Raw genomic sequence first — 25,858 nt, 5'->3', positions numbered from 1 at the left:
AACTCCTAACTCCTAACTCCTAACTCCTAACTCCTAACTCCTAACTCCTAACTCAGCACTCAAAACTATTTGGGTGTCCAATTGATCCAATCTTGAGGTTTAAGGAAGGTTTTATACAACTCGGCTTCGGGGGAATTGGGTTCCGGTTGATAGCCATATTCCCAGCGCACTAGGGGAGGTAGGGACATGAGAATTGATTCGGTGCGGCCGTTGGTTTGCAGACCAAAAATAGTGCCTCGGTCATAAACCAAGTTAAATTCTACATACCGTCCCCGGCGGTAGAGTTGAAAATTCCGTTGGCGATCGCCATACTCTATCCCATGTCGCCGTTCTACAATCGGTACGTAAGCTGGTAAAAATGCTTTGCCACAGCCTTGTACAAAGCCAAACAAATCTTCCCAATTCCGGGTTGCTGGTGTTCCCACCTGGTTGCTATAAATGGCCGCTTCCCCATTGGGATTTGGGCCGCGATATAAAGCACCCTGGCCATCTTGGTAATCAAAAAATAGACCACCGACACCCCGTGTCTCATCACGATGCTTCAGGTAGAAATATTCATCACACCACTTCTTAAACACTGGGTAATACTCTGGGTGGTGTTGGTCGCAAGCCTGCTTTAATGTTTTGTGTAAATGTGCCGCATCTTCTGCAAAGGGGTAATAAGGTGTCAAGTCAATACCACCACCAAACCACCACACTGGCCCCGCTTCAAAGTAGCGATAATTTAGATGAACTGTGGGCACATAAGGATTGTGAGGATGTAATACCAGTGAAGTACCTGTGGCATAAAAGCCATGCCCTGCTGCTTCCGGGCGTTGAGCTAAAATTGAGGCTGGCAAATGGGAACCCCAAACTTCAGAAAAATTTACACCTGCCTGTTCAAATATTGCACCTTCTCGCAGTACGCGCGATCGCCCTCCACCTCCTTCTGGGCGTTCCCAACTATCTTCATGAAACTTAGCCACACCATCTAGTTTTGCCAATGATTCGGTAATTTCGTCTTGCAGTTGTTTCATAAACTGACTGACCCTAGTCTGAGCATTAGCTGCTGGCAAAGACTTGGATGATTCTGCTTCTACAGTTGGTATTTGCGAGTTGGTCAACATAGATTCCCGAACCTAAATTACAATTTCCAGAAAGCCACAAATTTTTCATTTTAAAATTTGGGGGAAACACGCGTCAACAATCTAGCTCTATTTGCCCAACCCGCTTTTTTCTTACTGGGTTAAGCATTTATACGATTGATGGGCATCACTAGAGTTATTTTCCCTCAAATGCGTATAGGCTTGTATATTGAATTAGTTTTTTTTGAAATTCTTAATTGGAATATTCTGGTATAAAGACTCAATTTTAGTCTTAAGCTTGAGGTATCAAAGATTTGACTGGTCTACTCAGAAATTTTTTGCCATATTGCTGATGTCGGCTGTTAGGGTCTGTACTGAATCAAGGCTTGCTCTGTTTAGGATATTTTTGAGAAAGTTTTAATTTAGCAGTTGAGCGTAGTTGCACACCATACCAGAGTTACCAGAAAGTATCTAGGGAGGAGGATTAGGAAAATGCAAGGTTGGTTATCCAAAGTCATCCGCCGCAAACGTCGTCGATTTTGTGCTTCTCTGGTATGGACATATCGAGAGATTAGTTCTGCTTCTGTAGATGAGCTGTGGCAAAAAGTGGTTGACTTAACAGATGTTTCCTGGCATCCACAACTTAAGAGTACTAATGTTCCCTACGGATTAGTACCCAAACCAGGATTAATTTTTCAAGCTGTAACACGCTTTTCGCCGATTCCCATCAGAATTTTTGTGGAACGCGTCAATCCCAGAGAGATGCTGAGTATCCGAGTGATGGCGATTCCTGGAATTGAGGAACGCGTAACTTACCAAGTAGAATCAACGGTTTGTGGAACTTGTTTATCTTATTCTGTAACCCTACGGGGTTGGTTATCGCCCCTGATTTGGTCTTTATCCCGTCCTTATGCAGACCGCGTTGCACGATCTTTAGTCGAGGCAGTAGAAAAGACGGCATTACCAGGGGTATCTGGTAAGAAAAAATCTCTTAATGACAGTTGTTTTGATTTTTAGGGACTGGGGACTGGGGGACAAGGAGAATAACCAATTCCCAATGCCCAATGCCCAATGCCCAAAGAAAGTTAAGATTCTATTAGGTAATAATGCAATTTGTTAAGTTTTATCACGGCAGTAACAGTGATAATACTAAGCTGACCTTACTTAAGAAGGCATCCAGTTAATAGCTAAGATGTTCCCCACAAGTGTATTTATTCATTATTTAATTTTGAACTTTTATGTACGATGTCCTCGATTCCCGTTCTGTGTTGGAAGTTTTGCGACCAGTAGAAGACCCAGAACTCCGCAAAAGTCTGGTAGAACTGAATATGATTCGCAACGTCAAAATTGACGGTGGTAAGGTTAGTTTCACTTTAGTGTTAACCACCCCTGCCTGTCCTTTACGTGAATTTATTGTCGAAGACTGTCAGAAAGCTGTCAAAAAACTCCCAGGCGTTACAGATGTCAGCATAGAAGTGACGGCAGAAACACCGCAACAAAAAAGTTTACCTGACCGCACTGGCATTTCTGGAGTCAAAAATATCATTGCTGTTTCCAGCGGTAAAGGTGGCGTTGGTAAAAGTACGGTGGCGGTAAATGTCGCAGTGGCTTTAGCCCAAACTGGAGCGAAAGTTGGCTTGCTAGATGCTGATATTTACGGGCCCAATGACCCTACCATGCTGGGTTTGTCTGATGCTCAAATTACTGTGCGTTCTACTGAAACAGGTGACATCCTGGAACCTGCTTTTAATCACGGTGTCAAATTAGTTTCAATGGGCTTTTTGATTGACCGAGATCAACCAGTAATTTGGCGGGGGCCTATGCTCAATGGTGTAATTCGCCAGTTTCTCTATCAAGTGCAATGGGGAGAACTGGATTATTTGATTGTAGATATGCCACCGGGAACGGGAGATGCTCAGTTAACTTTAACCCAAGCAGTGCCGATGGCAGGAGCAGTAATTGTCACCACCCCGCAAACTGTAGCTCTATTAGATTCTCGCAAGGGATTGCGGATGTTCCAGCAGATGAATGTCCCAGTATTGGGGATCGTGGAAAATATGAGCTATTTTATCCCCCCCGATCAACCAGATAAGCAATATGACATCTTTGGTTCCGGTGGTGGCTCTAAAACAGCCGCTGAATTGGGAGTGCCACTGTTGGGGTGTGTACCGTTAGAGATTTGCACGCGAGTTGGTGGTGACAGCGGTGTGCCGATAGTTGTTAGTGAGCCAGATTCAGCTTCAGCAAAAGCATTAACAGCGATCGCTCTTACCATTGCCGGTAAAGTATCAGTTGCTGCCCTGACATAATTATAAATTTTAACTAATTCGGCGGAATTCCCCATCCGTCTATACGGTGGGGATGGATAGCCGGGTGACGACGAAAACACCTCCGACTAATATTAACCGCAGGTTAATTAAGGAGTGGGGGGAAGAGAGAAGTCACCAATTATTTTATTTCATTTATTTACTTTACCACAATCTATATTTATGATAAAGTAAACACATCAAGGAGGTAATGTTGAGTGTTACACAAGGTTGTACAAGTCCGTTTATATCCGTCAGTTGAGCAAGAAATACAACTAGCGCAAACTTTTGGGTGTGCTAGATGGTGGTGGAATTACGCTCTAAATAAGTCGATTGAAACTTATAAAGAAACGGGCAAGGGACTTAGCCGTGTTGCGCTCAACGCATTTCTTCCTATACTCAAAAAGGCAGAAGAGACTGTGTGGTTAGCTGATTGTTATAGCCAAGTTTTACAGGCTACGACACTGAATCTAACCACAGCGTATAAAAACTTTTTTGAGAAACGTGCTGGATTTCCTAAGTTCAAATCCAAACATGGTAAACAGTCAATTCAGTATCCTCAAAACGTCAAAGTTGTAGATGGTAATGTCAAACTCCCCGGTAATATTGGGGTAATCAAAGCCAAAATACATAGAGCAATTGAGGAGAAAATCAAGACTGTTACTGTGAGTAAAACGCCTTCGGGGAAATATCTTGCATCTATCCTGACCGAAATTGAAGAGCAGCGCGGTCTTGGGCTTTGCCCAAGTGGAGCGACTGCGGGAGAAAATCCGGTTATTTCAGAAGGTAAAATATATGGTATCGATTTGGGGCTAAAACACTTCGCAGTTGTTACTGACGGTGAAAAGGTTTCCAAGTACGATAATCCCAAGCATCTTGCTAAACACGAGAAAAATCTAAAACGTAAACAGAAAAAATTAGCACGTAAAGTTAAAGGAAGCAAATCAAGAAATAGATATAGAAAAGTTGTTGCCAAAGTATACGAGCGAGTTAGTAACTCTCGTCTTGATTTTTTACATAAACTTAGTTACAAGTTGGTCAGCGATAGCCAAGCTGTCATAGTAGAGAATCTTCATGTCAGAGGCATGGTTCGTAATCACAAATTGGCGAAAGCAATATCTGATGTTGGTTGGGGAACATTCACTAACTTTTTAGCTTACAAGCTAGAACGCAAGGGTGCGAAGTTAGTTGAAATTGATAGATGGTTCCCCAGTTCAAAACTCTGCTCTAATTGTTTCTATCAAATCGGTGAGATGCCGTTGGATGTCCGTGAATGGACTTGTCCTCATTGCAAAACTCATCATGACCGCGATGGAAACGCAGCAGCAAATATTAGAGCCGAAGGCATCAGAATGCTTGCCCTGAGCGAAGTCGTTCGTGCTAGCGTCTCCGTAGGAGAAAGGATAAAGGCGGAAGGTTCAGCCGTCTCTGCTGTAGGAGGGGAGGTAAGTCCTATTCTTGGGCGAAAGTCTAAGTTTAGGCACTCCCCCTTGATTACAGAAGCCCCAACTTCAACCGTACTCGGTAAGTTGGGGTAGTTCACTTTCTATCTACTTCCTAGCTATAGCTTGGGAATACTAGGGACTGGGTGTTAGGGATTAGGGAAGTTGGGGAAGAATAACTATTGATCAATCAGAATTCAGGAGTCAGGAGCAAAGCCGGAGACGCTCCGCCAAGGCGTCAGAATTCATACTGAATCCTGACCGAAAAAGCGGATGAATAAGTGGGTTTAAGAAAAGAGCTAAATCGTACCCCTGCGCGGAAGCAAGCTAGCAAGAGCGTCTCTCAAAGAGAAGATTTAGCGGTCTACAATTAGTGGCGGGTCTGAATCCCCCACTAATTGATTCTGATTTCTGAATTCTGACTTCTGGATTCTTCTTCAATATTGACTAATTCCCAACAATTAAAGCTAAAGTCTAAACTGGCACAATGTTGTTAAAACGATCGCTCCCCAAAATTCGCTGGAAGTCTTGGGTTAAGCCCTGGCAGCATGTAGATTGGCTACTTTTTTGTTTGCCGATTGCTGTCAGTATCTTTGGCGGCCTGATGATTCTCAGTACGGAACTGAAGCAGCCAGTAACTGACTGGTGGTGGCACTGGATGGTAGCGGGTATCGGCGTACTTATAGCCCTGCTTTTATCTCGTACCCGTTACGAACTCTTGATGCAGTGGCACTGGGTAACTTATTCATTAACGAACTTCAGCTTAATTGCCGTGATGATTGCTGGTACTAGTGCCAAAGGGGCGCAACGATGGATTAGTATCGCCGGCTTTAACGTGCAACCCTCAGAATTTGCCAAAGTTGGCATGATTATCACCTTAGCAGCTTTGTTACACAGGCGGACTGCTTCTAGCCTCGAAGGTGTTTTCCGGGTTCTGGCAATCACCGCTATCCCTTGGGGATTAGTATTTTTACAGCCAGATTTAGCAACATCACTAGTATTTGGTGCGATCGTCTTAGGAATGCTTTACTGGGCAAATGCTAACCCAGGCTGGTTAATTCTGATGATTTCTCCGGTGGTTGCCGCCATTTTGTTTAGTATATCTTGGCCTTTAACAGAGCCGATAGTTTTATTCAAAGAACTATCTTTTGGCCCATTAGGACTAATTTGGTCAGTTGCAATGGCTATTGTGGGCTGGCAAACTCTTCCCTGGCGTCGATTTGGTTTAGGTACTATCGGTGCGTGGACTCTTAATATACTCGGTGGCGAATTAGGAGTCTTCGCCTGGAACCATGTTTTGAAAGAGTATCAAAAAGACCGACTAACTGTATTCATGAATCCCGATCACGATCCCCTCGGTGCTGGATATCACTTAATCCAATCTCGGATTGCTATTGGTGCTGGTGAAATTTGGGGATGGGGTCTGTTCAAGGGGCCGATGACGCAACTGAATTTTGTACCGGAACAGCATACAGACTTTATTTTCTCCGCAGTGGGGGAAGAATTTGGTTTTGTCGGTTGTTTGTTAGTGCTGTTTGTATTCTGCTTAATTTGCTTCCGTCTACTGCATGTTGCCCAAACCGCCAAAGATAACTTTGGTTCATTGTTGGCTATTGGCGTTTTTTCCATGATTGTGTTTCAGGTAATTGTGAACGTTGGCATGACTGTTGGTTTAGCACCTGTGGCAGGAATTCCCCTACCTTGGATGAGTTATGGGCGTTCTGCAATGCTGACCAACTTCATTTCCTTGGGAATAGTAGAATCGGTAGCAAATTTTCGCCAAAGACAGAAGTATTATTGATTCGTCATTTGTCATTTGTCATTTGTCCTTTGCAAATGACCAATACAACTCTTGCAGAGGCTATGCGAACGACTTACGCGGTTCTTGAGCGTAGTCGTTCGCGTCGCGTCTTGTAGAGAAGGACAGTACAAGTGACCAATGACTAATGACCAATGACCATTAACAAGTATTAAGCTATAAAAAGGAAACAAGCGAGGCTAAAAAAATGATTCTGCCTGGAGCAACTGTTCGCGTCAAGAATCCCGCAGATACCTATTATCGCTATGAAGGACTCGTGCAACGACTGACTGATGGCAAAGTAGCCGTATTATTTGAAGGTGGTAACTGGGATAAATTAGTTACCTTCCGCCTGAGCGAATTGGAACTCGTAGAGACCACCGCCGGACGTAAAAAAGCCAAATAAGATTAGTCATTAGTCATTTGTCCGTTGTCATTTGGCAAAAACTAATGACTAATGACCAATGACTAATGACTAAATTACTATGCGCCTCCCATTACCACAGTTTGCCACTGGCGATCGCCATCCGAACCACATTGCGGAGGTGATTGAAACTACTAGTACGGAATTTTTAGCTCAGTGTTTAGAGCCGGAAGATTTAAGCTTTCCCTCAATGCCACCCTTTGGTAGCTGGGTCTGTTCTGTAGATGAAGAATCTGGTAATCAAATTTATGCTGTAGTCTATTATGCCACAACTATGCCCATAGATTCCGTACACCGGGCCAGAGCGTTAGGGTTGTCCTTGCAAGACTTGCGGGAGGAACAACCCCAAATATTTGCCATGCTCCGTACAGAATTCCGGGCTGCGATCGTGGGATTTGAACTATCTTCGCAAAATCAAAGTTATAACCAAAGAGTATATCAGTATCTTCCACCCCGTCCCCCGCAAATTCATCAAGCTGTTTATCGATGTGAACCAGAAGCTATCATTAAATTTACTGAAGAACTAGATTTTTTACGGACACTGCTGTGTATAAATGGTGCGCCAATAGAGTCTTTAACCGCAGCCGCCATTCGAGATGTATACCAGTTACGCAAAGCTGACCGAAAATGGCTAATTAAAGCTGGACGTAGCTTAAGTGTGCTACTTAAAGATGACTACGATCGCTTACGGTTCATTTTGAGTCAAATCCACCCGTAGGTAGTTAATTCTTAAATAATTGCCTAGTTAATGTAAATTAAGATTTTTGATTTTTCGTCAGGTAGCTTCTTTATTTATTTATTCATTCATATTGATCGGGCGATCGCCCCCAAGGTAATCGCTGTTTTACCATAGCCCCTTCAATTCCTATATATGGAACTAATATCACAAGTTCTTGTTCTGGAACCAACTTCCCAAGTTCTTGGCAAAGAACCAATTGTTCCCTTTGCTATTTTGCTAGTGGTCATCTTAGTTATACCCATCATGTTTGAGCGGCTAAGATTACCAGGATTAGTGGGTTTGGTTTTCTCAGGGCTAGTACTTGGGCCTTCAGGTTGGAATCTTTTTCGGTCTGACTCACCAATGATTAACCTACTATCAGACATTGGGTTAATTTATTTACTGTTTGTTGCTGGGCTAGAAATTGATCTAGAACAGTTTCGCCGCCAAAAAAGTCGTGCCTTTGGGTTTGCTAGCTTGACTTTCAGTGTACCCCTAGTCATGGGAACCTTAGTAGGGGTGATTTTAGGCTATGGCTGGAATACTTCAATTTTAATTGGCTCTTTATTCGCTTCCTATACTCTTTTGGCATACCCGATAATCAGCCGTTTGGGAGTGGTAAACAACGAAGCTGTTACTGTCACCATTGGAGCTACAATTTTTACAAACATTGGTGCAGTACTGATATTAGCCATTTGTGTAGCTGTCGCTCATACTGGAGCATTCAGCTTGGCGAAACTACTCACTTTGTCGGGTTGGTTAATTATTTACTCTGTGGCCGTTGTGACAGGCTTTGATTGGGCAGGTAAAGAATTTTTCAAACGGTCTGGAGACGATGAAGGAAACAAGTTTTTGTTTGTGTTGCTTTCTGTGTTTCTGGCAGCTGTGGGCGCTCAATTGATTGGGGTAGAAAGAATTGTTGGTGCTTTTTTAGCGGGTTTGGCGGTGAATGAAGCTGTGGGTGAAGGCCCAGTCAAAGAAAAGGTGGTATTTATTGGCAGTGTGCTGTTCATTCCCATTTTCTTTGTTGACCTTGGCTTATTGGTCGATCTACCCGCCTTTGTGAACAATCTGAACACGCTCAAGTTAACGCTGTTGATCGTAGTTAGTTTGATTATCAGTAAATTGATCGCAGCTTTGTTGACAAAACTGGTTTACCACTATAAATGGCAAGAAATTCTAACGATGTGGTCGCTGTCACTTCCACAGGTTGGTACAACGTTAGCAGCAACGTTAGTGGGATATCGGGCTGGGTTGCTACCACTAGAAGTATTACACACTGTAATTGTTTTAATGCTCGTCACATCAACCTTGGGGCCGTTGATAACCAGTCGAATAGCTGTTGGTTTGAATTCCCCACCAGATGAAGATCCAGCACCACCCCTAGCTGAGGAGAATGCATCAGAAACAGACAGTGCTTTTACTATAGTCGTGCCTATATATAATCCGCAGACCCAGCAGTATTTGATTGAAATGGCGGCGTTATTAGCGCGTCAGTCTCAGGGCAAAATTATACCCCTAGCGATCGCTACTGCTGCTGCTCAGATGGATGCGCCCCAGTTAGAAGCGTCTCTACAACGGAGTGAGTGGTTATTGAATAAAGCCACGACACAAAGTCGAGCTTTGGGCGTAGCCACAGAACCAGTGCTGCGAATTGATGATGCCTTTGCTCAAGGAATTAGCAGAGTGGCTCGCGAACAAAAGGCTAATTTAATTGTTATGGGTTGGGGTAAACGGACTGGGTTACGAGCGCGTTTATTTGGGAATGTGATTGATGGTGTGCTTTGGGCATCCCATTGTCCAGTAGCGGTGACACGTCTAGTAGAATCACCGAAAAAAATTCAGCGGATCTTAGTACCAATAGAAAACTTAACAGCACCGACATTACAACCTGTACAATTTGCCCAGATGCTAGCCCAGGCAAATCAGAGCCACATTACTGTGCTGAATGTGTGCGATCGCCGCACTAGTTCTAGTAAAATTGCTTGGAGGCGATCGCATCTCTCTGTGTTGGTATCTAAATTGGCTTTGGCCAATGCCCCAGAAATTCAAATCATCGCTCACGAAAATGTTGCCCAAGCAATTTTGCAGGCAGCACGATTATATGATTTAGTAGTTTTACCTTTTATACGTAATCGCACGAGTCCTGGAGGGTTAGCCATTAGTGATGTCACAACCCAGTTAGCCAGACAACTCACCTGCTCAATTATCATGCTTGGAGAACCACAACGTACTCAAACCACAAATTTAGTTCCGTCTAACACGGTTAGCAGCATTACATCTGCTGTATGATATAAGGCAAAGTACAGTTCAATTAAGTGGACTTGGGCTGCGTTGGCCTAGTCCGCTGGAGGCATCAAATTTCCAAAAATCTTGGCAAGAAATGAATCGGCTGTAAGAATGTACATCCGTATTATTGGTATATATTTGTAGTACAAGTGTCACCCCGCTCTTGACTAACTTGTTGTATTCAACTAAAACCTCAATAACCGTAAAAATACTTTATATTTTTGAAGATTTGATAAAGATCGGCTGAACAATAAATAATTTTAAACAATTTTTGTTATTTTGCTAATTGAATTCTTAAGAAAACAGGTAAAAATATAACAAAACTACAACTGTGAAAAAATAAGTAAGTTCAACAGTACTTTTTGATTGAGCCTTGTTCTTTTTTTTTGTTTTGTATTTTTGTACCCAAGGTGGGTAATCTAAAAGTAAGTGCAATAGCTACTGAAAATATTTGTAAGTAACTGGGAAACTATGAGAATTTTGGTGACGGGCGGTGCTGGGTTTATTGGTTCCCATCTCATCGACCGACTAATGAATGCTGGGCATGAAATAATATGCTTGGATAATTTTTACACTGGTCATAAACGGAACATTCTGAAATGGTTAGGCCATCCGTACTTTGAATTGATCCGCCACGATATTACCGAACCAATTCGGTTAGAAGTGGATCAAATTTATCATTTAGCTTGTCCTGCTTCACCAGTACATTACCAGTACAACCCAGTTAAAACCGTTAAAACTAACGTGATGGGAACACTGAATATGTTGGGGCTAGCTAAACGTGTGAAAGCGAGGTTTTTCTTAGCTTCCACTAGTGAAGTATACGGAGATCCAGAAGTTCATCCTCAAACTGAAGAGTATAGAGGTAGCGTTAATCCCATTGGCATACGTTCATGCTATGACGAAGGTAAAAGAATTGCTGAAACTCTAGCATTTGATTACTACAGGCAAAATAAAGTTGATATTCGAGTTGTGCGGATATTTAATACCTATGGGCCGAGAATGTTAGAAAATGATGGTCGGGTGGTCAGCAACTTTATAGTTCAAGCCTTGCAGGGTAATCCTTTAACGGTGTACGGTGATGGTTCGCAAACTCGTAGTTTCTGCTACGTTTCCGATTTGGTAGAAGGATTTATCCGTCTAATGAATAGCGACTACGTTGGCCCAGTCAACCTGGGCAATCCTGGTGAATACACGATTTTACAATTGGCACAAACTGTGCAAAATATGATCAATCCAGATGCACAGATTAAGTTCGAGGCACTACCTTCGGACGATCCCCGCCGTCGCCAGCCTGATATCACAAAGGCAAAAACTTGGTTAAATTGGGAACCTACCATTCCTCTGCAAGAGGGTTTAAAACTGACAATAGAAGATTTTCGCGATCGCCTTCAAAGCGATATCAATAATTCAACTAATTGAGTGGCGTCTAGCGTCGCTCTGAATTTTCATACAGGCTGACCCGAACGGTAGCTACTATATTTAGTTGCTGAGTTTTTCTAGATGTGTAAGTGTAAAATTGAGAACTTCTTTTTGAAGATTAAGCCCAAAAAAGTGAGGAGTTAAATAAATGCGTGTTTGCGTTATTGGTACTGGTTATGTTGGTTTAGTTACAGGTGCTTGCTTGGCTCATATTGGGCATGATGTAATTTGCGTAGACAACAACGAAGAAAAAGTTAAGTTAATGAAGTCTGGGCAGTCTCCAATTTTTGAGCCGGGACTCTCAGAAATTATGCAGTCTGCCATTCAAGCAGAGAAGATTCATTTTACTAGCGATCTTGCGGCTGGAGTTTCCCACGGAGAAATTCTATTTATTGCTGTGGGAACGCCACCTTTACCCACTGGTGAAAGTGATACTCGTTACGTCGAAGCTGTAGCCCGTGGGATTGGGGAAAATCTCAACGGTGGTTATAAAGTCATAGTGAATAAATCTACAGTACCCATTGGCTCAGGTGACTGGGTGCGGATGCTTGTTTTAGATGGTGTTGCAGAGCGGCAGAAAACACTGATACCCGCAGGTGGAGTGCCGAGTGATGAGAAATTACCTGAATTTGTAGCCGAGTTTGATGTAGTTAGCAATCCAGAGTTTTTGCGCGAAGGTTCGGCAGTTCACGACACCTTCAACCCCGATCGCATTGTACTAGGAGGCAATAGTCAAAGGGCAGTATCCTTGATGCAACAACTGTATGCCCCAATTGTGGAACGCAAGTACGCAGAGGATCAATCTCTACCCCCAGTGCCAATTTTGGCAACAGACCTCAGTTCGGCGGAGATGATTAAATACGCCGCTAATGCCTTTTTAGCTACTAAGATTAGTTTTATTAACGAAGTTGCTAATATTTGCGATCGCGTCGGTGCTGATGTCACCCAAGTAGCCAAAGGTATCGGTCTAGACTCCCGCATTGGTAACAAGTTTTTACAAGCTGGTATTGGTTGGGGTGGTTCTTGTTTTCCCAAAGATGTCTCTGCTCTGATTCACACTGCTGATGACTATGGTTATGAAGCCCAGCTACTGAAATCTGCTGTTAGTGTTAACGAACGTCAGCGGTTGATTGCTTTGGAAAAACTCCAACAAGTTCTAAAAATTCTCAAAGGCAAAACAGTCGGACTACTCGGACTGACCTTTAAGCCCGATACCGACGATTTGCGCGACGCCCCAGCACTCAACCTAATTGAGCAGCTAAACCGACTCGGAGCCAAAGTTAAAGCTTATGACCCCATTGTTTCCCAAACAGGTCTACGTCATGGGCTTTCTGGTGTGCTAGTAGAAACCGATGCTGAAAGACTTGCTGATGGCTGCGATGCTTTAGTACTCGTCACTGAATGGCAGCAGTTTAGCACTCTCGACTATGTGAAGATGGCGAAACTGATGGCCCACCCCGTTATCATCGATGGTCGTAATTTCCTCGACCCCGAAGCAATAATCCGCGCTGGATTCCAATATGTAGGCGTGGGAAGATAGAAAGTAGAGACGCGATTAATCGCGTCTCTACAGGAGTTAGGAGTGATAAATAAAAATTAATTACAATCTATAAACAATAACTCCTAACTCCCTTCAAAACCTAAAAATTTAAACTACCGCCTAGAATCATCTAGGCGGTATTTAATTTGTTTAAAGCTTCACTTTATTTTAATTTTTTACCTGTAATCTTGGATTAAGGACTATTTGGAATACGTTCAATTTCAGCATATCCACTGAAAATAAGTTTTTGACCTTCAGTTTCTAATCGGTTGAGCCGCATTTTCACCCCATCGAGGTCAAAACGATCAAGATCAACCATATTATCTAAAATTTCTACCAGCGCCACGCTCAAGGTTTGCGAGATTTCGCGTTGTGCTTCCGGTACTTGGTCAAGTTCGATTTTTGGATCTTTGAAAGAAACTCGCCGCCGCCTTTCAATGCCTATAGCTAGGATCATGCTCAAGGGTACAAGTTCGCCATTATTTAAATCTGCTTTTGCTACAAGCTGTAAGCGATTTTCTGGCAATAGCTTTACCTGAACTTCCGTAAAGGAGACTGGTTCACCACCAGATAATGCTGTCAGTGATGGTACGGTGAGGTTAAGCAAGCGCTTTTTCACCAGTTCTGCATTAAAGGCTTGGTTTATGCCTGCTTCTGATAAAATTACTTGAGCGATCGCTTGAGTAGGTTGCTTAAGGCTGAGTTTGCCACTTAAAACCGAGCCAAAGTCAATAGCCACTGCATCAGTTTCAAAAGACATTTCCTCAACCGCGAAATCTCTCCGAATCACCAAGCCACGACCGCTCATTTTGAAGCTATCAATGCTGCCTTGCAAGAGCTTGCTGGAGGGGTAGCAGCGCACAAAGACTTCTACTGACTCGCTTTGGGTGAATAAGTGGCGAATCGTTTGGCTGGCGACCGTGTTGAGCATCCGCTCTCCCCAATCAGTGCCTTTAGGATCTTGTAAACCAGTAAGTCCGCCGAACATGTGGTTTTTAGTCTCTAGAAGTTCTTTGTACTTTTGTAACAAACTGTGAAGAATACAGCAAGCGATCCCGTGATTGATTGTGCTGATAGGTAGACGTGGGATGGCTGATGATTAGAAATCCACTGTGTCAAATGTTACTTTTATTCTAGTGAGTGGGAATAATTGAACTAAGTTATTGCTAAGACTCTCACCAGTACTAAGTTATGATACAGCTAAATATTCTAGAATTTGCCAAGCAGGGTGATACAAATGCGATTAACACTTTAATAAGTCAGTGGTTAAATTTACCCACAATTACGCCAAAAACTAGTTTAAAACAAAATTGTTTACAGATAATGCTGGAATCAATTGAAGTTCCAGTACAACAGTTAGTAGTCCCGGTTATTTGTAATGGATTAATTAATTTAGGCATCCAATCTTTTAAGAATGTCAAAATATACGGTAGAGTTACAGGTGAAGATTTGCCTGATTGGCAACAAGAAATTGAGTTAGAAGCACTATTAAATTCATCTGTATTAATACCTCAAACAAAAATTGAAGTGGAATCTTCAATTGCCATTACTCAAACAACAACAGATGATAAATTAACTGTACAAAAATCATCTTTTTTGGGTTCATTGTTTGGAGCAGTAGCAGGAACAGCCGGAGTCGTTGGAGGTGCTGCTGTTCAAGCTGGACAAGCTGTTGCAGGAGCAGCTGTAAGCATTAGTGGGACTATTGGAGGTGCTGCTTTCCAGGCAACATAAATAGCAGGGCAGGCGCTAGCAATTGTTGGTAATAATCCCCAATTGCAAGTAGCAATAAAATCTCTAAATCAAGATTGGTTAAATCCTTTAATTCAACAGGTTGATTTAGTTAAAGCTGAGGCTGCTGTTAGAAAGTTACAGCAAGAACACCCAAATGAACAACCAGCACAAATTGCCCATCATCTTATGCTGGAAAAAGCTGTTTTAGCAGGAGGAACAGGGCTTGCTAGTAGCCTTACACCGGGACAAGCAGCTGCAATGTTTGTAGTGGATTGGGCTGCTACATCTGCATTATCGGTGGAGTTAGTCTATCAAATTGCTGCTGCCTATGGAATGGATTTAAATGATTCCGATCGCAGAGGAGAAGCGGTAGCAATTTTTGGTTTAGGAGTAGGTGGAAAAACAGCAATCAAAGCAGGTTTGGGTTTACTAAGAATTGTACCAGTAGCGGGAGCCGTCATTAGTGCTAGTTCAAATGCAGTCATGATCTACGCATTAGGTTATGCAGCTTGTCAGTTTTATGAAGCGAAGCAGAATCCATTAACTTTAGAAGCAACATTAGTCGATGCTCAACTAGAGAGCGGAAAATTTCTCGAAGCCGCTATTTCTCAAGAAAAGATTATGGATCAGATTTTGGTTCACATTGTCTTAGCAGGTAATCCAGATAAATCTTGGGAAGATATTTTACCAGAATTACAAGCTGCTAACCTTAGTCCTGCCTCAATCGATGCGATCGCAGCTAATATCAAATCTCCACCATCTTTAGAAACCTTACTTGAGCAAATTAATAGTGACTTTGCTGTACCTTTATTAGCGCAATGCCAAAAAATTGCTGATTTAGACGGAGTAATTACACCAGAAGAAGCTAAAGTGTTAGAAACGATTAACAAAAAGTTAAAACGTGATTTAGCTGCAATCAAATAACCTAAATAAATATTGGTGTTAATATTTTTTACCAAAGGCGATCGCAACCTCAATAAAAAGTGCGATCGCCAGTTCGCCATAGTGACGCATTTACTTTAAACTATGGAAATGAATGCAAATGGTTTTTAGAATCTATGTAGAGCTTCTAAATAAGCGCAGGTTTGAAACGAAACAGTGACACAAGCCAAAACACCTCGAGCCATTGCAGTGAATATTCCACCAACGCTAACACTTACAGTCACCCATGAGCAGTTAGTTGAGTTGGCGATCGCTAACCGAGATTTACAACTAGAACGAACTGTGACAGGAGAGCTAATCGTTATGGCTCCAACTGGAGGTACTACAGGAAATAGGAATTTAGATATTGAAGGACAACTATGGCTCTGGAACCGTCAAACAAGACTTGGTAAGACATTTAACTCTTCGACTGGTTTTCACCTCCCTAACGGAGCCAACCGCTCTCCCGATGCAGCTTGGGTAAGTCAAGACAGATGGGACGCACTCACTCCAGAACAGCAAGATGGATTTGTCCCTCTTTGTCCTGATTTTGTACTGGAACTGCGTTCTAAAAATGACAATATGAAACCCCTACGAGCCAAAATGAGGGAATATATGGAAAACGGAGCTTGTTTAGGTTGGTTAATTGACCGAAAAAACAAAAAGGTAGAGATTTATAGGCAAGGCCAGTCCGTGGAAGTTATAGATAATCCCATAAGCTTGTCAGGTGAAGATATCTTGCCTGGGTTTATCCTAGATTTGACCGAGGTTTGGAAATGATTTTGAAAGTGCGACTAAGCCAGTGCCTTTTGATACAATTTGTCTCCTGCTTTAGTCTGTTACGAAGCGATCGCAACTTCAATAAAACTCTCCTCAATCCTAGATTTGAGATTTGCGAGTCTATCTAATTCAATGGTGGACTTTTGTTGATTGAGAGAGGAACGTTTTAAAGAGTAGCCAAATTCAGCCAGTATGTCTTCTGGCTCGAATGCCATCTCAAAATAACTTCTGAAAGTGTACGAGTTATTTGGTTGGAGGATGGGAATTTTGCTCATAGCTGCATGATTAAACCATTCTGCCTTACTACTCGTACTACAAATACTGTGTATATCTCCCAAGTCAAGACTAACAAATTCAAGAACGGCATCTGGATTGAGTCCTTGAATCACTTTAGCAATCTTCATCTTCACTCAAGTAAAGCTTGATAAATTCCTTAGCAGCTTCTGGATTGATTGCTTGTAGTCCTTTGCGAATTTCTAGCACTGTATCAGCAGGCGGGTCACTAATTTCATTAACCCAGTTGTTGACAGCGGAGCGTCCAATACCCATTGCTACTGCTAAACGATTCTGACTGATGCTGTAAATCTCCAGTACCCGCTTTAGCGCTTTACCTGCTTTTTTCATGCCTCTGATTGTGTCAGAGGCTTGTGACTTGGTAAATGTTCAAATATTTGGACATTTAATGTAAGATGATTGTGTCCAAAGTTTTGGACACAAATCACACAGTTTTAATGCCTGTCATGGAATCTAACAACACTTTGCCACTTTCCCATCGGGAATCTGTAAAAATCCTGATCATTGGTTCCCGTCGAGGTATCAACAGCATTATTCATTTGCTTTATCGCGTCGGCTTTGCCGAAGTAACAGCCTGGAGTCAGCCACAAGCTGCACCCAACAGTGAAGGCAAAGAAATGATGAGTATTACAGTCAAACAAGTTACCCTAGATTGAACACAGAGCCAGCAATCGCTCTGATTTAACTTGCCTTTTAAACAAGTGTGATCGCTGTCTCACAACCCTAAATGTTATTACTCAGTAATGGCAAAACCTGATGAGGTCATCTTTAGGAGGATAGAGACGCGGATACCGCGCTCTGAAGTTACCTACTTCGTCAACAACTTCCGCCGCAAATTATCCAAGGCTGCATTCGCACTTACATGACGAATTAAAGCTCGACCTCGCACTGTACCAAACTGATACTCAAAACTTGCCACTTCATCTTTTGGCCCAGCCAAACCAACGTAAACTAAACCCACCGGCTTTGTATCTGTCCCTCCAGTTGGGCCAGCAATACCAGTGATACTCAATCCCCAAGTTGTTGCAAGGCGGGTTTTGACTCCAATAGCCATTTGCTCTGCAACAGTAGCGCTTACCGCCCCAAATTTATCTAAATCTTCTGGGTTAACTCCCAGCAGCCCAATTTTCACCGAATTGTCATAAGAAATTACGCCACCCCAGAAGTAATCAGAACTTCCAGAAATCTCAGTCAACATTTGGCCTAAACCGCCACCAGTGCAAGATTCTGCTACCGAAAGCGTTTCTTTTGATGCCTGCAACAATTGACCGACCACGGAAGCAAGGGTATCATTATTAACGCCGTAAAAATCCAGGCCGGCAATTTCTTTAAGTTGTTTTTCAATGGGCGCAATTAGTTCTTCTGCGGCTGCTTCGGAAGTGGCTTTAGCAGAAACTCGCAATCTTACTTCCCCCTTACCTGCATAAGGAGCTACTGTGGGATTTGGCAACTTCAAATAAGAAGCAACTTTTTCCGCCAAAGCAGATTCACCAATACCCCAAAACTTTAAACTCCGGCTGTAAATAATTTCTTTACCCCAACCTTGACTTTTGAGAAATGGCACAGCTGTTTCTTCCCACATCGGGTGCATTTCACTGGGAACACCGGGAAAGGTAAAAATCGTGATTTCAGGACGGGGTTGCCAAATGATGCCGGGTGCTGTTCCAGTGGGGTTGGGGAGAATTTCTGCACCTTGGGGAATCAAAGCTTGCTTGCGGTTACTTGGTGACATAACCCGACCACGTTGAGCAAATTTTTGGGTTATGTCTTCAATGATGTCAGAACGTTCTACCAAGGGGACTTTAAAAAAATCGGCGATGGTTTCGCAGGTGAGATCATCTGGTGTTGGGCCGAGTCCACCAGTGAAAATGAGAATTTGCGCTCTGGAAATAGCAATTTCTATAACTTGCTTCAATCGTTCTGGATTATCCCCAACCACTGTTTGATAGTAGTGGGGGATACCTAGCTGCGCTAATTGTTGCGCCAAATATTGAGCATTGCCGTTGAGGATATCTCCTAGTAGCAATTCTGTACCAACACAAATAATTTCTGCACTCATTAGATTGGGAATAGGGAGTAGGGAGTGGGGAGTAGGGAGTGGGGAGTAGGGAGTGGGGAGTAGGGAGTGGGGGAGGCAGGGGGAGCAGGGGAGCAGGGGGAGAAATAACCAATGCCCCATGCCCAATGCCCCATGCCCTATGCTAGTGCTGGTACAGGAATTTCCAGGTGAGGATATAAGGGGAAGCGATCGCACAATGCCGCTACCCGTTGCCGACAATCTTGGGTTACTACGTCGGAATTTGGAGAAAGTAAGCGATCGCTAATAATATTTGCAATCTCGGTAAATTCTGCTACTCCTAAGCCCCGCGTGGTCATTGCTGGCGAACCTAACCTCAGTCCACTGGTAACAAATGGCGACTGCGGATCAAAGGGAATAGTATTCTTGTTAGCAGTAATATTCACAGTACTGACTAACTGATCTGCCTGCTTACCAGTTAGACTTACAGAGCGTAAATCTACTAGGATTAAATGATTGTCAGTGCCGTTAGATACTAACTTTAAACCACGAGTTTGCAGTTGTTCGGCCAAAGCACGAGCATTTTCAATCACTTGGGCAGAATAAGTTTTAAACTCAGGCTTGAGGGCTTCTCCAAAAGCTACTGCCTTGGCAGCAATAACGTGTTCTAATGGCCCGCCTTGGCTGCCAGGAAAAACAGATTTATCTAGCTTTTTACCTAGTTCTGCGTCGCCCGTCAAGATTAAACCACCTCTAGGGCCGCGTAGAGTCTTATGGGTAGTTGTTGTTACTACGTGACAGTGAGGAATAGGATCGGGATGAAGACCACTAGCAACTAAACCAGCAATGTGAGCAATATCGGCAAGTAAGTAAGCGCCGATTTCATCAGCAATACTATGGAATTTTTCAAAGTCAATTACACGAGGATAAGCTGAATAACCACAAATCAAGAGCTTAGGACGCTCCCTCAGCGCCAGCTCACGAATTTGATCGTAGTCAAGTTGTTCTGTTTGTTGACTGACACCGTAGTGGCTAACTTGGAACCACTTACCTGAGAAATTTACAGGGGAACCGTGGGTAAGATGTCCCCCATGAGACAAATCCATCCCCATAATTTTGTCCCCTGGTTCTAGGAGTGAGAGGAACACAGCAAAATTGGCTTGTGCGCCAGAATGGGGTTGCACATTCGCATGAGCAGCACCAAATATCTGTTTAGCACGGTCGATCGCTAGTTTCTCGATTTTGTCGATGAACTCACAACCGCCATAGTAGCGTTTTCCAGGTAATCCCTCAGCATATTTATTTGTCAGTACCGAACCTTGAGCCGCCAGCACAGCAGCAGACGTAAAGTTTTCACTAGCAATCAACTCCAAGTGGTCTTGCTGACGCTGTAGTTCGTCGTTGAGTAACTCCGCGATCGCCGGATCGCTGGAAGAAAGAAAGTCTGAATTAGTCCTAGTCACTTGAATTATCCTTATGGAAATTTGTACAACGGCTGATTTTGGTTGGACGCAGCACCTAGATATACAGTCAAAAACTATTGCTCTTGACTGCTGTACAAAGAGGATTAATCGTCTCCGTACTCTGGAGGTTTATTTGTGCCAACTTATTTATTATTAGACCCAAGCTCAATTAATGCATTAATTATCATAACGTTGCTTTTTGAAATCCTCACCTTGCTGCGTGTTGTCAGGTCGTTAGACAGTATTAGACCTCTTGCAAAAGTCCCCTAAACCCCAGCCCCTCCCCGCAGGCTCTTAGGGGAGCCTTTGACTTACGTCAAAGGCGGGGTGGGGTTCTTATTTTGGATTTATGCAAGAAGTCTATTCTTTATGAACTTATGTTAAATAATGCTGACTGCGATCGCTGCTCTGTGGAATGAACTTCAGCATGATTCGTGAACAACAAGAACCCCGGCTTCTTTAATAAGTCGGGGTTCTGCGGGTTGCAATTCTCACAAATCAAAAAATCAAATAGAATTCATATAGCGATTTTGATAGTAAGCCAAAATCTGGTTAACTCGTTGCCGATTTTCTAAGCTAGAGTTTGCTGTCCACAAGAGGCTCAAGCCAGCAATTTGACTTTGATTGTAATCAAACTGTTGGGATGATTGAGAAATTAAATCCACTTCCACCCCTTCGACTTGACGTAAATGAGCTGCTATTTCTCTATAAACAGCCAAAGGCAAACCAGCAAATTCAACTTTTTCCTTAGTCTCCATCTTTACGAAGCTCCCACCTGAAAAGAATTTTGGGGGGGCGTTGTCACTGAAATAGCATTGCCACTAGCAGACGCAGCTGGCGGCGTTGAGTTAACAGCCCCTTCCCCTACCATTTTGGCAACTTCAATACCATATTGTTCCAAAATGACGATGGGGTTGTAGCCCTGATTCATTTCAATACGTTTAATCAGTACGCCATTTGCTAATCGCTGTCCCGCCTGTACATACCGACTTGTCGGCTCATCGGGTACTTTGATAATTGCCTGTGGTTCTTTACTAATTAGAACTACACCAGTCACAACCACTGCCCTTGCTAATTCAGGCTGTGCTGGTGGTGGCAATACAGATACTAAAGTGGGGTTGGGGACAACTTGAGGCAAAACTTTAGGCAATACTGAAGTCAAGGTAGGATTGACTTTTTTTGGGAGAGAAGAAACGTTATTTTTCTTTGGATTTAAAGCGATGCTGCGTGTTGGAAGTTTTAGTTTTACTATCGTTGCAGTAGGTAGCTTAGGCAACACGGGAACTGGTCTTCCAGATGTTTTAGCCATTCCCGGAACAGTCTGCCCAAAAATTTCTGCAAAAGGATCGCTTCGATTTTTTGATATCACAAGTTCTCGTGCCCGCTCTGTAGCATTAGTGGATTGAATCAAGTTAACAGATGCAAGATTAACTTGTGAAACCTGTTTGGCAGGTATCACTGGATTCTTAAAGGATTGAGCCGCTGGTGGCGACTTTTTGGCTATTTTGGGAATTGGCACGGGATTGATGGCTTGTTGTGTATCTTCAGAAGCACATCCGGCGATCGCCAAAGTTAGAATAGCTGCAATTGTAATTTTTGAAGTTATGCCCATGAGCCTTTCTCAAAAGCCATTGGAAAATTTAAAATTGGAAATCAACATGCCTAAAATTTGGATCTAAGGCAAAGTATGTTCCCTTTATAACCTAATTTTTTACATTTCAAGGGTGATTTTTAGCACTGCTTACGCAGTATAACTGCGGTTTTGTGTTTGTTTGCAGTCAATCTTCTGCCACACCCATAAGTTCTTTCATCAAATCCAGTCCTTTCTTGACTCGACGGGAAACCGTTACTACACTGATACCAAGATGTTCTGCAACTTGTTTTTGAGTCAAATCTTGCAAAAATACACATTCCAAGACATCGCGGGTGCGTTTTTCTAGCTGAACCAACGCTTGTTGTAAGCGAAGTTGGTCTTCTTGTGCCAGTTGAAAGCTGCGATAGTGAGGATCTGGAACCAATTCTCCCAAGCAGGTAGAACCTTCTTCTCCATCTTGGATTGGCACATCAAGACTCAAGGGAGCGCGATTCACCCATGCTAATTTAATTTCTTGCCATTCATTTAGAGAAATTTCCAGTGCTGCTGCTAATTCCGAGTCGGTTGGTTGACGATTGTATTTTTCACGCCAAGAACGTGATACTCCTATTGCTTGCTGTTGGAGCGCTAACCATCTCCGAGGAATTCGCACGGTGACACCTTTATCTCGGAGATAGTGTTGAATTTCACCCCGAATATAGGGAAGAGCGTAGGAACTGAAGGCATGTCCCTTAGAAATTTCAAATCTTTCAATAGCTCTGATTAAACCCAAACATCCAACCTGGAGCAAATCATCGTAGGTTTCATGACATTGATTTGTCCAATAGTGAGCTTCTTTTCTCACAAGTCCAAAATTGAGTTTTACCAGTTGATTGCGGATATTTTCTGACGGAGATTGCTGATATTCTCGCAACAACTGCCAAATTTCGTGCTTTAGTTCATTGGTGACTGTGGTAGGCATAGCACCGGGTTTATTGAGCAAATAAAGAATCAATTATTCGCTTTTTAAATTCAGCTGCGATCGCACGATATTAAAGGAAATATTGCGCTATATTTCCTAAGCATTTGCTATGGTAGATAATAAAGATTTTCTATCAAAACTCCATAGGTATACTTGACAATCGAGCAAAATTTAAATGGGCGAAATCGCTATTTAGTTGGTTATTTATCTTTGGTATGACCTGTAGCTTTTTTAGAACCACATAGAAATAAAATATAAAATTAATCACTAAATATAAAACCGAGATTGTACTTAACTTCAATTAATTAACGATGAAGTTAATTTAGAGAAACGAAACAACAGTAGTCGAGCTTTCGTTTGACAAGCAAAAGTTGGATTTACAGTAAAATTACGTACTCATTCCACTGAGATTGAGCCAATAGTTAAAAATTACTAATAATTTAAAAAAAATCTTATGTATATTTACGCAAGCCAATAAAAAAAGGGCATCTCACCCTTTTTTGTACTTAAGTCTATAGTGTTTTAATCAAAGGGAAAAGGTTAAAGGGGTGAATCAAGTGACCCATAAGACTGAGGGATAAAAATTTTCCCAATTGCCAGAGCTATTTTGCTCAAATTTAACTTTTCCCGATTTTTGTAAAAAATCTATCTACCCTCTTTTTTAAAGAGGGTAGATAGGTTAACTTTTGCGATCAAGTCTGATACTTACAGAATTGTCGTTTTGAGTGCCAGTCAGTTGCCTTACTTTCGAGGATTTAGCCACGAGTCGATTCAACCCGTCCATAAAATAGACCACGAATCTTGACTTCTTTAGGTTCGCCAGCACCTAAATCTGTATCAGATGGCTGTTCACTCTCGAAAGTGCCAGCAATTTCACCGCTAGAGCTGTCTATCTTAGCGATTTGCAGAGAAATCTTGCCATTGAGATTTTCAGCACGCTTGACGTTAGTGCGGGTAAGTTCTTCATCATCTGCTTGGGCGGGGAGAGCCACAGCATTATCGTAGCCACTGACGACACCACGACCTTTGGGATCTAGGAAAGCAGCACCACGATAGGAAGGAACTTTGAAGCTGCCTTCAAAGTCCGTAGAGGTGTTAATACTGGTCAAGCTGGGTTGGCTTTGAGCAACCAAGTTTTTGATGGTGAAGAGGAAAGGTACTCGCTCACCACCAGGTAGTTGTACAGTGATAGCTTGGAAGTCAAGACCATCAGTTTCCTTAAAGGTCAGGCTATTATCTGCGTTGACTTTTAGATTACCTTGCACTTGGTCAATGGTGGAAGTGTATCTGGTCAACAATTTGCCGGCAACAAATTCTGCTTCTTGGCGTTTATTAGCAGGTTCTTCTTTGATGAAGAAGCTAGTTGGTTCCAAGCAAAGTTCTTTGATGGCATAGGACTGGCTAGAATCAATGGGAATGGAGCCACGGCGTGTTTCTGCTAGTTGGGGGCATTTGTTAGCCAAGCCAGTGCCGCGAATTTGATCGTAAGTGAGTACATCTCTACCACTACTGCTAGCAGGAGCATCACTACAAGCGGTTATTAGCCCCAGGCACAAAGCCAAGAATGCAACAATTAAAGCGCGATACCTCATGGTCAACCTCAATCTCAAAAATTAATATCTAAGTTGTAAAACTGCATCGAAGCTTTGATCTCTAATGAGAAGCTGCTACTCTGCGAAAAGCTAACTTTGTTCGGACACGGCTTTGCTCTAATTAAGAGAGTTGAAGCAAGTGTTCGGGTGTCTAGTTATCAGACGCTGCTCAAACTTTTCTCTGCTAAACGTACTTAAACGTGTCGCTCTCTTGAGCTTGGAGTGTAAACCCCAGACTAAGTAGGACACTGCATCCATTTTGGATGTGTGTTACTAGGGGAGCAAAAAACCAGCAGTTTTACTGTTGGTGGCATTTGTTTAGAGTTGGGCGAGTGTATGAGTAAGCCTCACACAGAGAAGCATAAATGCTTATGCCTCGAAAAGTACGAACAGAGGTGTCTGCTTCGCACTTTGCTCTTGCTGATCGCAAAAGCGTCGTCGCCCAAGTCTTTTTGTATCATGTATGTGACGCCACTACATACAGCCCATTTTTGGATGGGTAAATCAGCCAGATCATACGATTTTTTTTAACTCAAAATCAAAGTTCTCAAAATTCCAGAAAGTCTCGTCTTGATCGCATTTATAGCAAAGTGCTGAGTGCTGAGTGCTGAGTGCTGAGTAGAAACTCAGTATTATCAAAGGTTTCAGCAACCAACATAGTCCTAACCTATGCTTCGACTGCTATAGCTTTTGTAGAGCCTATGCTAAAGATTACTACGCTCTTTTTGGAGCGTTCGCAATTGCTTTTGATAAAGATACAAATCTAGTTATCAAGAAAGAATTCAGGAGTCAGGAGCCAGAATTGGGCATGAATTCTGACCGAAAAAGCGAATGAATCAAGGAGTTTAAGACCCCCACTAAATCTTGTCTTTCAGAGACGCTCTTGCTAGCTTGCTTAAGAGCAGGGGTACGATTTAGTGGTCAACTTTCGTAGTGGTGGGTCTGAATCCCCCACTAAAAGATTGCTGAATTCTGAATTCTGGCTTGTTGAATTCTTCTTCAAATTCACCCCTAACTAGGGCAAGTGAGGAGATGCGGTAACAAGGAGACAACTGACAAACTAGAGAAAATTAAAAATCTCCGGTAAATTTGAGTTGACCTCATTTATACGAAAAGGGTGGCATGAACGATCACAAAAATATGGAATCAGAGAAGTTGTCTGGTAAATTGCAAGCGATCGCAACTGTGGTGTATGATGCTGCTACAGCTTGTGAAGGCGATACTGTAGCTCTTTTGGCTTTGCTGCGGCAATTAGAGCAGTTACACCGAGAGATCCGAGATGGGGTTTTTCAAGAGAGTTTACCTGTTAACCGTCGCCAACTTTACTCACTGCTGAAAGATATTGAGTCTGAGGGAGGCTGGCCTTATATTGAGCGCATGAGGCTACAAGCCTTTTTAGTGAATTTGCCACAAGAGGCTCCTGAAGAAAATAGCCATGAAGTTTTGGAGAGCGATCGCTCTTTTGGTTGATTAGCTAGAAATTTATTTCTACTTTGAAT

Annotated in this window: 24 protein-coding genes; 14 read left to right on the top strand and 10 right to left on the bottom strand. The window is 42.7% G+C overall.

Annotated features, from left to right (window positions below; genetic code table 11):
• Window positions 1–65: 65 nt before the first annotated feature.
• Window positions 66–1,106 (bottom strand): oxygen-dependent coproporphyrinogen oxidase, encoded by a 1,041-nt coding sequence (hemF, locus tag RMY63_RS21410; protein ID WP_322730636.1) that lies wholly within the window; start codon window positions 1,104–1,106, stop codon window positions 66–68.
• A gap of 450 nt (window positions 1,107–1,556) precedes the next feature.
• Here hemF and RMY63_RS21405 point away from each other — a divergent pair, with 450 nt between their 5' ends.
• From RMY63_RS21405 to RMY63_RS21365, 9 genes are all read left to right on the top strand, one after another.
• Window positions 1,557–2,081, top strand: coding sequence for an SRPBCC family protein (locus RMY63_RS21405; RefSeq protein ID WP_322730635.1), 525 nt, complete (start codon window positions 1,557–1,559; stop codon window positions 2,079–2,081).
• A gap of 221 nt (window positions 2,082–2,302) precedes the next feature.
• Entirely contained in the window at window positions 2,303–3,373 is a 1,071-nt protein-coding gene (locus RMY63_RS21400) for an Mrp/NBP35 family ATP-binding protein (protein ID WP_322730634.1), read from the top strand.
• 215 nt (window positions 3,374–3,588) lie between these two features.
• Window positions 3,589–4,908, top strand: a complete 1,320-nt coding sequence (locus RMY63_RS21395; RefSeq protein WP_322730633.1) for an RNA-guided endonuclease TnpB family protein — start codon at window positions 3,589–3,591, stop codon at window positions 4,906–4,908.
• Between the two features lie 391 nt (window positions 4,909–5,299).
• Window positions 5,300–6,613 (top strand): rod shape-determining protein RodA, encoded by a 1,314-nt coding sequence (gene rodA / locus RMY63_RS21390; protein WP_322730632.1) that lies wholly within the window; start codon window positions 5,300–5,302, stop codon window positions 6,611–6,613.
• A gap of 205 nt (window positions 6,614–6,818) precedes the next feature.
• The gene (locus RMY63_RS21385) at window positions 6,819–7,016 is read left to right on the top strand and encodes an NAD(P)H dehydrogenase subunit NdhS (RefSeq protein ID WP_100898602.1); all 198 of its coding nucleotides are present in this window, start codon (window positions 6,819–6,821) and stop codon (window positions 7,014–7,016) included.
• Between the two features lie 79 nt (window positions 7,017–7,095).
• Window positions 7,096–7,752 carry an HAS-barrel domain-containing protein gene (locus tag RMY63_RS21380; RefSeq protein ID WP_322730631.1) on the top strand — a complete coding sequence of 219 codons (657 nt, stop codon included), beginning with the start codon at window positions 7,096–7,098 and terminating at the stop codon, window positions 7,750–7,752.
• A gap of 153 nt (window positions 7,753–7,905) precedes the next feature.
• Complete coding sequence (locus RMY63_RS21375; RefSeq protein WP_322730630.1) at window positions 7,906–10,044, top strand: cation:proton antiporter; 2,139 nt, start codon at window positions 7,906–7,908, stop codon at window positions 10,042–10,044.
• A 468-nt stretch (window positions 10,045–10,512) separates the two neighbouring features.
• On the top strand, window positions 10,513–11,463 hold the full coding sequence (locus RMY63_RS21370; RefSeq protein WP_322730629.1) for a UDP-glucuronic acid decarboxylase family protein: 951 nt from the start codon (window positions 10,513–10,515) through the stop codon (window positions 11,461–11,463).
• A 148-nt stretch (window positions 11,464–11,611) separates the two neighbouring features.
• Entirely contained in the window at window positions 11,612–13,003 is a 1,392-nt protein-coding gene (locus RMY63_RS21365) for a UDP-glucose/GDP-mannose dehydrogenase family protein (RefSeq protein ID WP_322730628.1), read from the top strand.
• A 193-nt stretch (window positions 13,004–13,196) separates the two neighbouring features.
• Here the strand turns inward: RMY63_RS21365 and RMY63_RS21360 are convergent, their stop codons facing one another.
• Entirely contained in the window at window positions 13,197–13,991 is a 795-nt protein-coding gene (locus RMY63_RS21360) for a DUF2993 domain-containing protein (protein WP_322730639.1), read from the bottom strand.
• A gap of 203 nt (window positions 13,992–14,194) precedes the next feature.
• On the opposite strand from RMY63_RS21360, the gene RMY63_RS21355 reads away from it, so the two are divergent.
• The 3 genes from RMY63_RS21355 to RMY63_RS21345 all read left to right on the top strand — a co-directional run bounded on the left by RMY63_RS21355 (window position 14,195) and on the right by RMY63_RS21345 (window position 16,438).
• The gene (locus tag RMY63_RS21355) at window positions 14,195–14,737 is read left to right on the top strand and encodes a hypothetical protein (protein ID WP_322730627.1); all 543 of its coding nucleotides are present in this window, start codon (window positions 14,195–14,197) and stop codon (window positions 14,735–14,737) included.
• A gap of 42 nt (window positions 14,738–14,779) precedes the next feature.
• Complete coding sequence (locus RMY63_RS21350) at window positions 14,780–15,661, top strand: hypothetical protein (RefSeq protein ID WP_322730626.1); 882 nt, start codon at window positions 14,780–14,782, stop codon at window positions 15,659–15,661.
• 174 nt (window positions 15,662–15,835) lie between these two features.
• Window positions 15,836–16,438 carry a Uma2 family endonuclease gene (locus tag RMY63_RS21345; protein WP_322730625.1) on the top strand — a complete coding sequence of 201 codons (603 nt, stop codon included), beginning with the start codon at window positions 15,836–15,838 and terminating at the stop codon, window positions 16,436–16,438.
• A 59-nt stretch (window positions 16,439–16,497) separates the two neighbouring features.
• Here RMY63_RS21345 and RMY63_RS21340 read toward each other — a convergent pair whose 3' ends face one another.
• Window positions 16,498–16,842 carry a hypothetical protein gene (locus tag RMY63_RS21340; RefSeq protein WP_322730624.1) on the bottom strand — a complete coding sequence of 115 codons (345 nt, stop codon included), beginning with the start codon at window positions 16,840–16,842 and terminating at the stop codon, window positions 16,498–16,500.
• Window positions 16,829–17,062 (bottom strand): helix-turn-helix transcriptional regulator, encoded by a 234-nt coding sequence (locus RMY63_RS21335; RefSeq protein WP_322730623.1) that lies wholly within the window; start codon window positions 17,060–17,062, stop codon window positions 16,829–16,831. The genes RMY63_RS21340 and RMY63_RS21335 overlap by 14 nt, the downstream gene beginning before the upstream one ends.
• Window positions 17,063–17,133: 71 nt before the next feature.
• On the opposite strand from RMY63_RS21335, the gene RMY63_RS21330 reads away from it, so the two are divergent.
• Window positions 17,134–17,388 carry a hypothetical protein gene (locus RMY63_RS21330; protein WP_322730622.1) on the top strand — a complete coding sequence of 85 codons (255 nt, stop codon included), beginning with the start codon at window positions 17,134–17,136 and terminating at the stop codon, window positions 17,386–17,388.
• Between the two features lie 152 nt (window positions 17,389–17,540).
• Here RMY63_RS21330 and RMY63_RS21325 read toward each other — a convergent pair whose 3' ends face one another.
• The 6 genes from RMY63_RS21325 to RMY63_RS21300 all read right to left on the bottom strand — a co-directional run bounded on the left by RMY63_RS21325 (window position 17,541) and on the right by RMY63_RS21300 (window position 24,359).
• Window positions 17,541–18,791, bottom strand: coding sequence for a competence/damage-inducible protein A (locus RMY63_RS21325; RefSeq protein WP_322730621.1), 1,251 nt, complete (start codon window positions 18,789–18,791; stop codon window positions 17,541–17,543).
• Between the two features lie 137 nt (window positions 18,792–18,928).
• Window positions 18,929–20,212: a serine hydroxymethyltransferase gene (gene glyA / locus RMY63_RS21320; protein ID WP_322730620.1), complete on the bottom strand. Its 1,284-nt coding sequence runs from the start codon at window positions 20,210–20,212 to the stop codon at window positions 18,929–18,931.
• 506 nt (window positions 20,213–20,718) lie between these two features.
• Window positions 20,719–20,970: a hypothetical protein gene (locus RMY63_RS21315; RefSeq protein ID WP_322730619.1), complete on the bottom strand. Its 252-nt coding sequence runs from the start codon at window positions 20,968–20,970 to the stop codon at window positions 20,719–20,721.
• Window positions 20,971–20,972: 2 nt separating this feature from the next.
• Window positions 20,973–21,824: a hypothetical protein gene (locus tag RMY63_RS21310; protein ID WP_322730618.1), complete on the bottom strand. Its 852-nt coding sequence runs from the start codon at window positions 21,822–21,824 to the stop codon at window positions 20,973–20,975.
• A gap of 166 nt (window positions 21,825–21,990) precedes the next feature.
• Window positions 21,991–22,767, bottom strand: a complete 777-nt coding sequence (locus tag RMY63_RS21305) for an RNA polymerase sigma factor SigF (RefSeq protein WP_322730617.1) — start codon at window positions 22,765–22,767, stop codon at window positions 21,991–21,993.
• Window positions 22,768–23,522: 755 nt separating this feature from the next.
• Entirely contained in the window at window positions 23,523–24,359 is an 837-nt protein-coding gene (locus RMY63_RS21300; RefSeq protein ID WP_322730616.1) for a photosystem II manganese-stabilizing polypeptide, read from the bottom strand.
• Window positions 24,360–25,481: 1,122 nt separating this feature from the next.
• On the opposite strand from RMY63_RS21300, the gene RMY63_RS21295 reads away from it, so the two are divergent.
• On the top strand, window positions 25,482–25,829 hold the full coding sequence (locus RMY63_RS21295) for a hypothetical protein (RefSeq protein WP_322730615.1): 348 nt from the start codon (window positions 25,482–25,484) through the stop codon (window positions 25,827–25,829).
• The last annotated feature ends 29 nt before the right edge of the window (window positions 25,830–25,858 follow it).

The sequence above is a fragment of the Nostoc sp. ChiQUE01b genome, from assembly GCF_034531255.1.
Taxonomy (GTDB): Bacteria; Cyanobacteriota; Cyanobacteriia; order Cyanobacteriales; family Nostocaceae; genus Nostoc.
The sequence above is the reverse complement of the archived record's forward strand: the minus strand, read 5'-3'. Positions and strand labels throughout refer to the sequence as shown.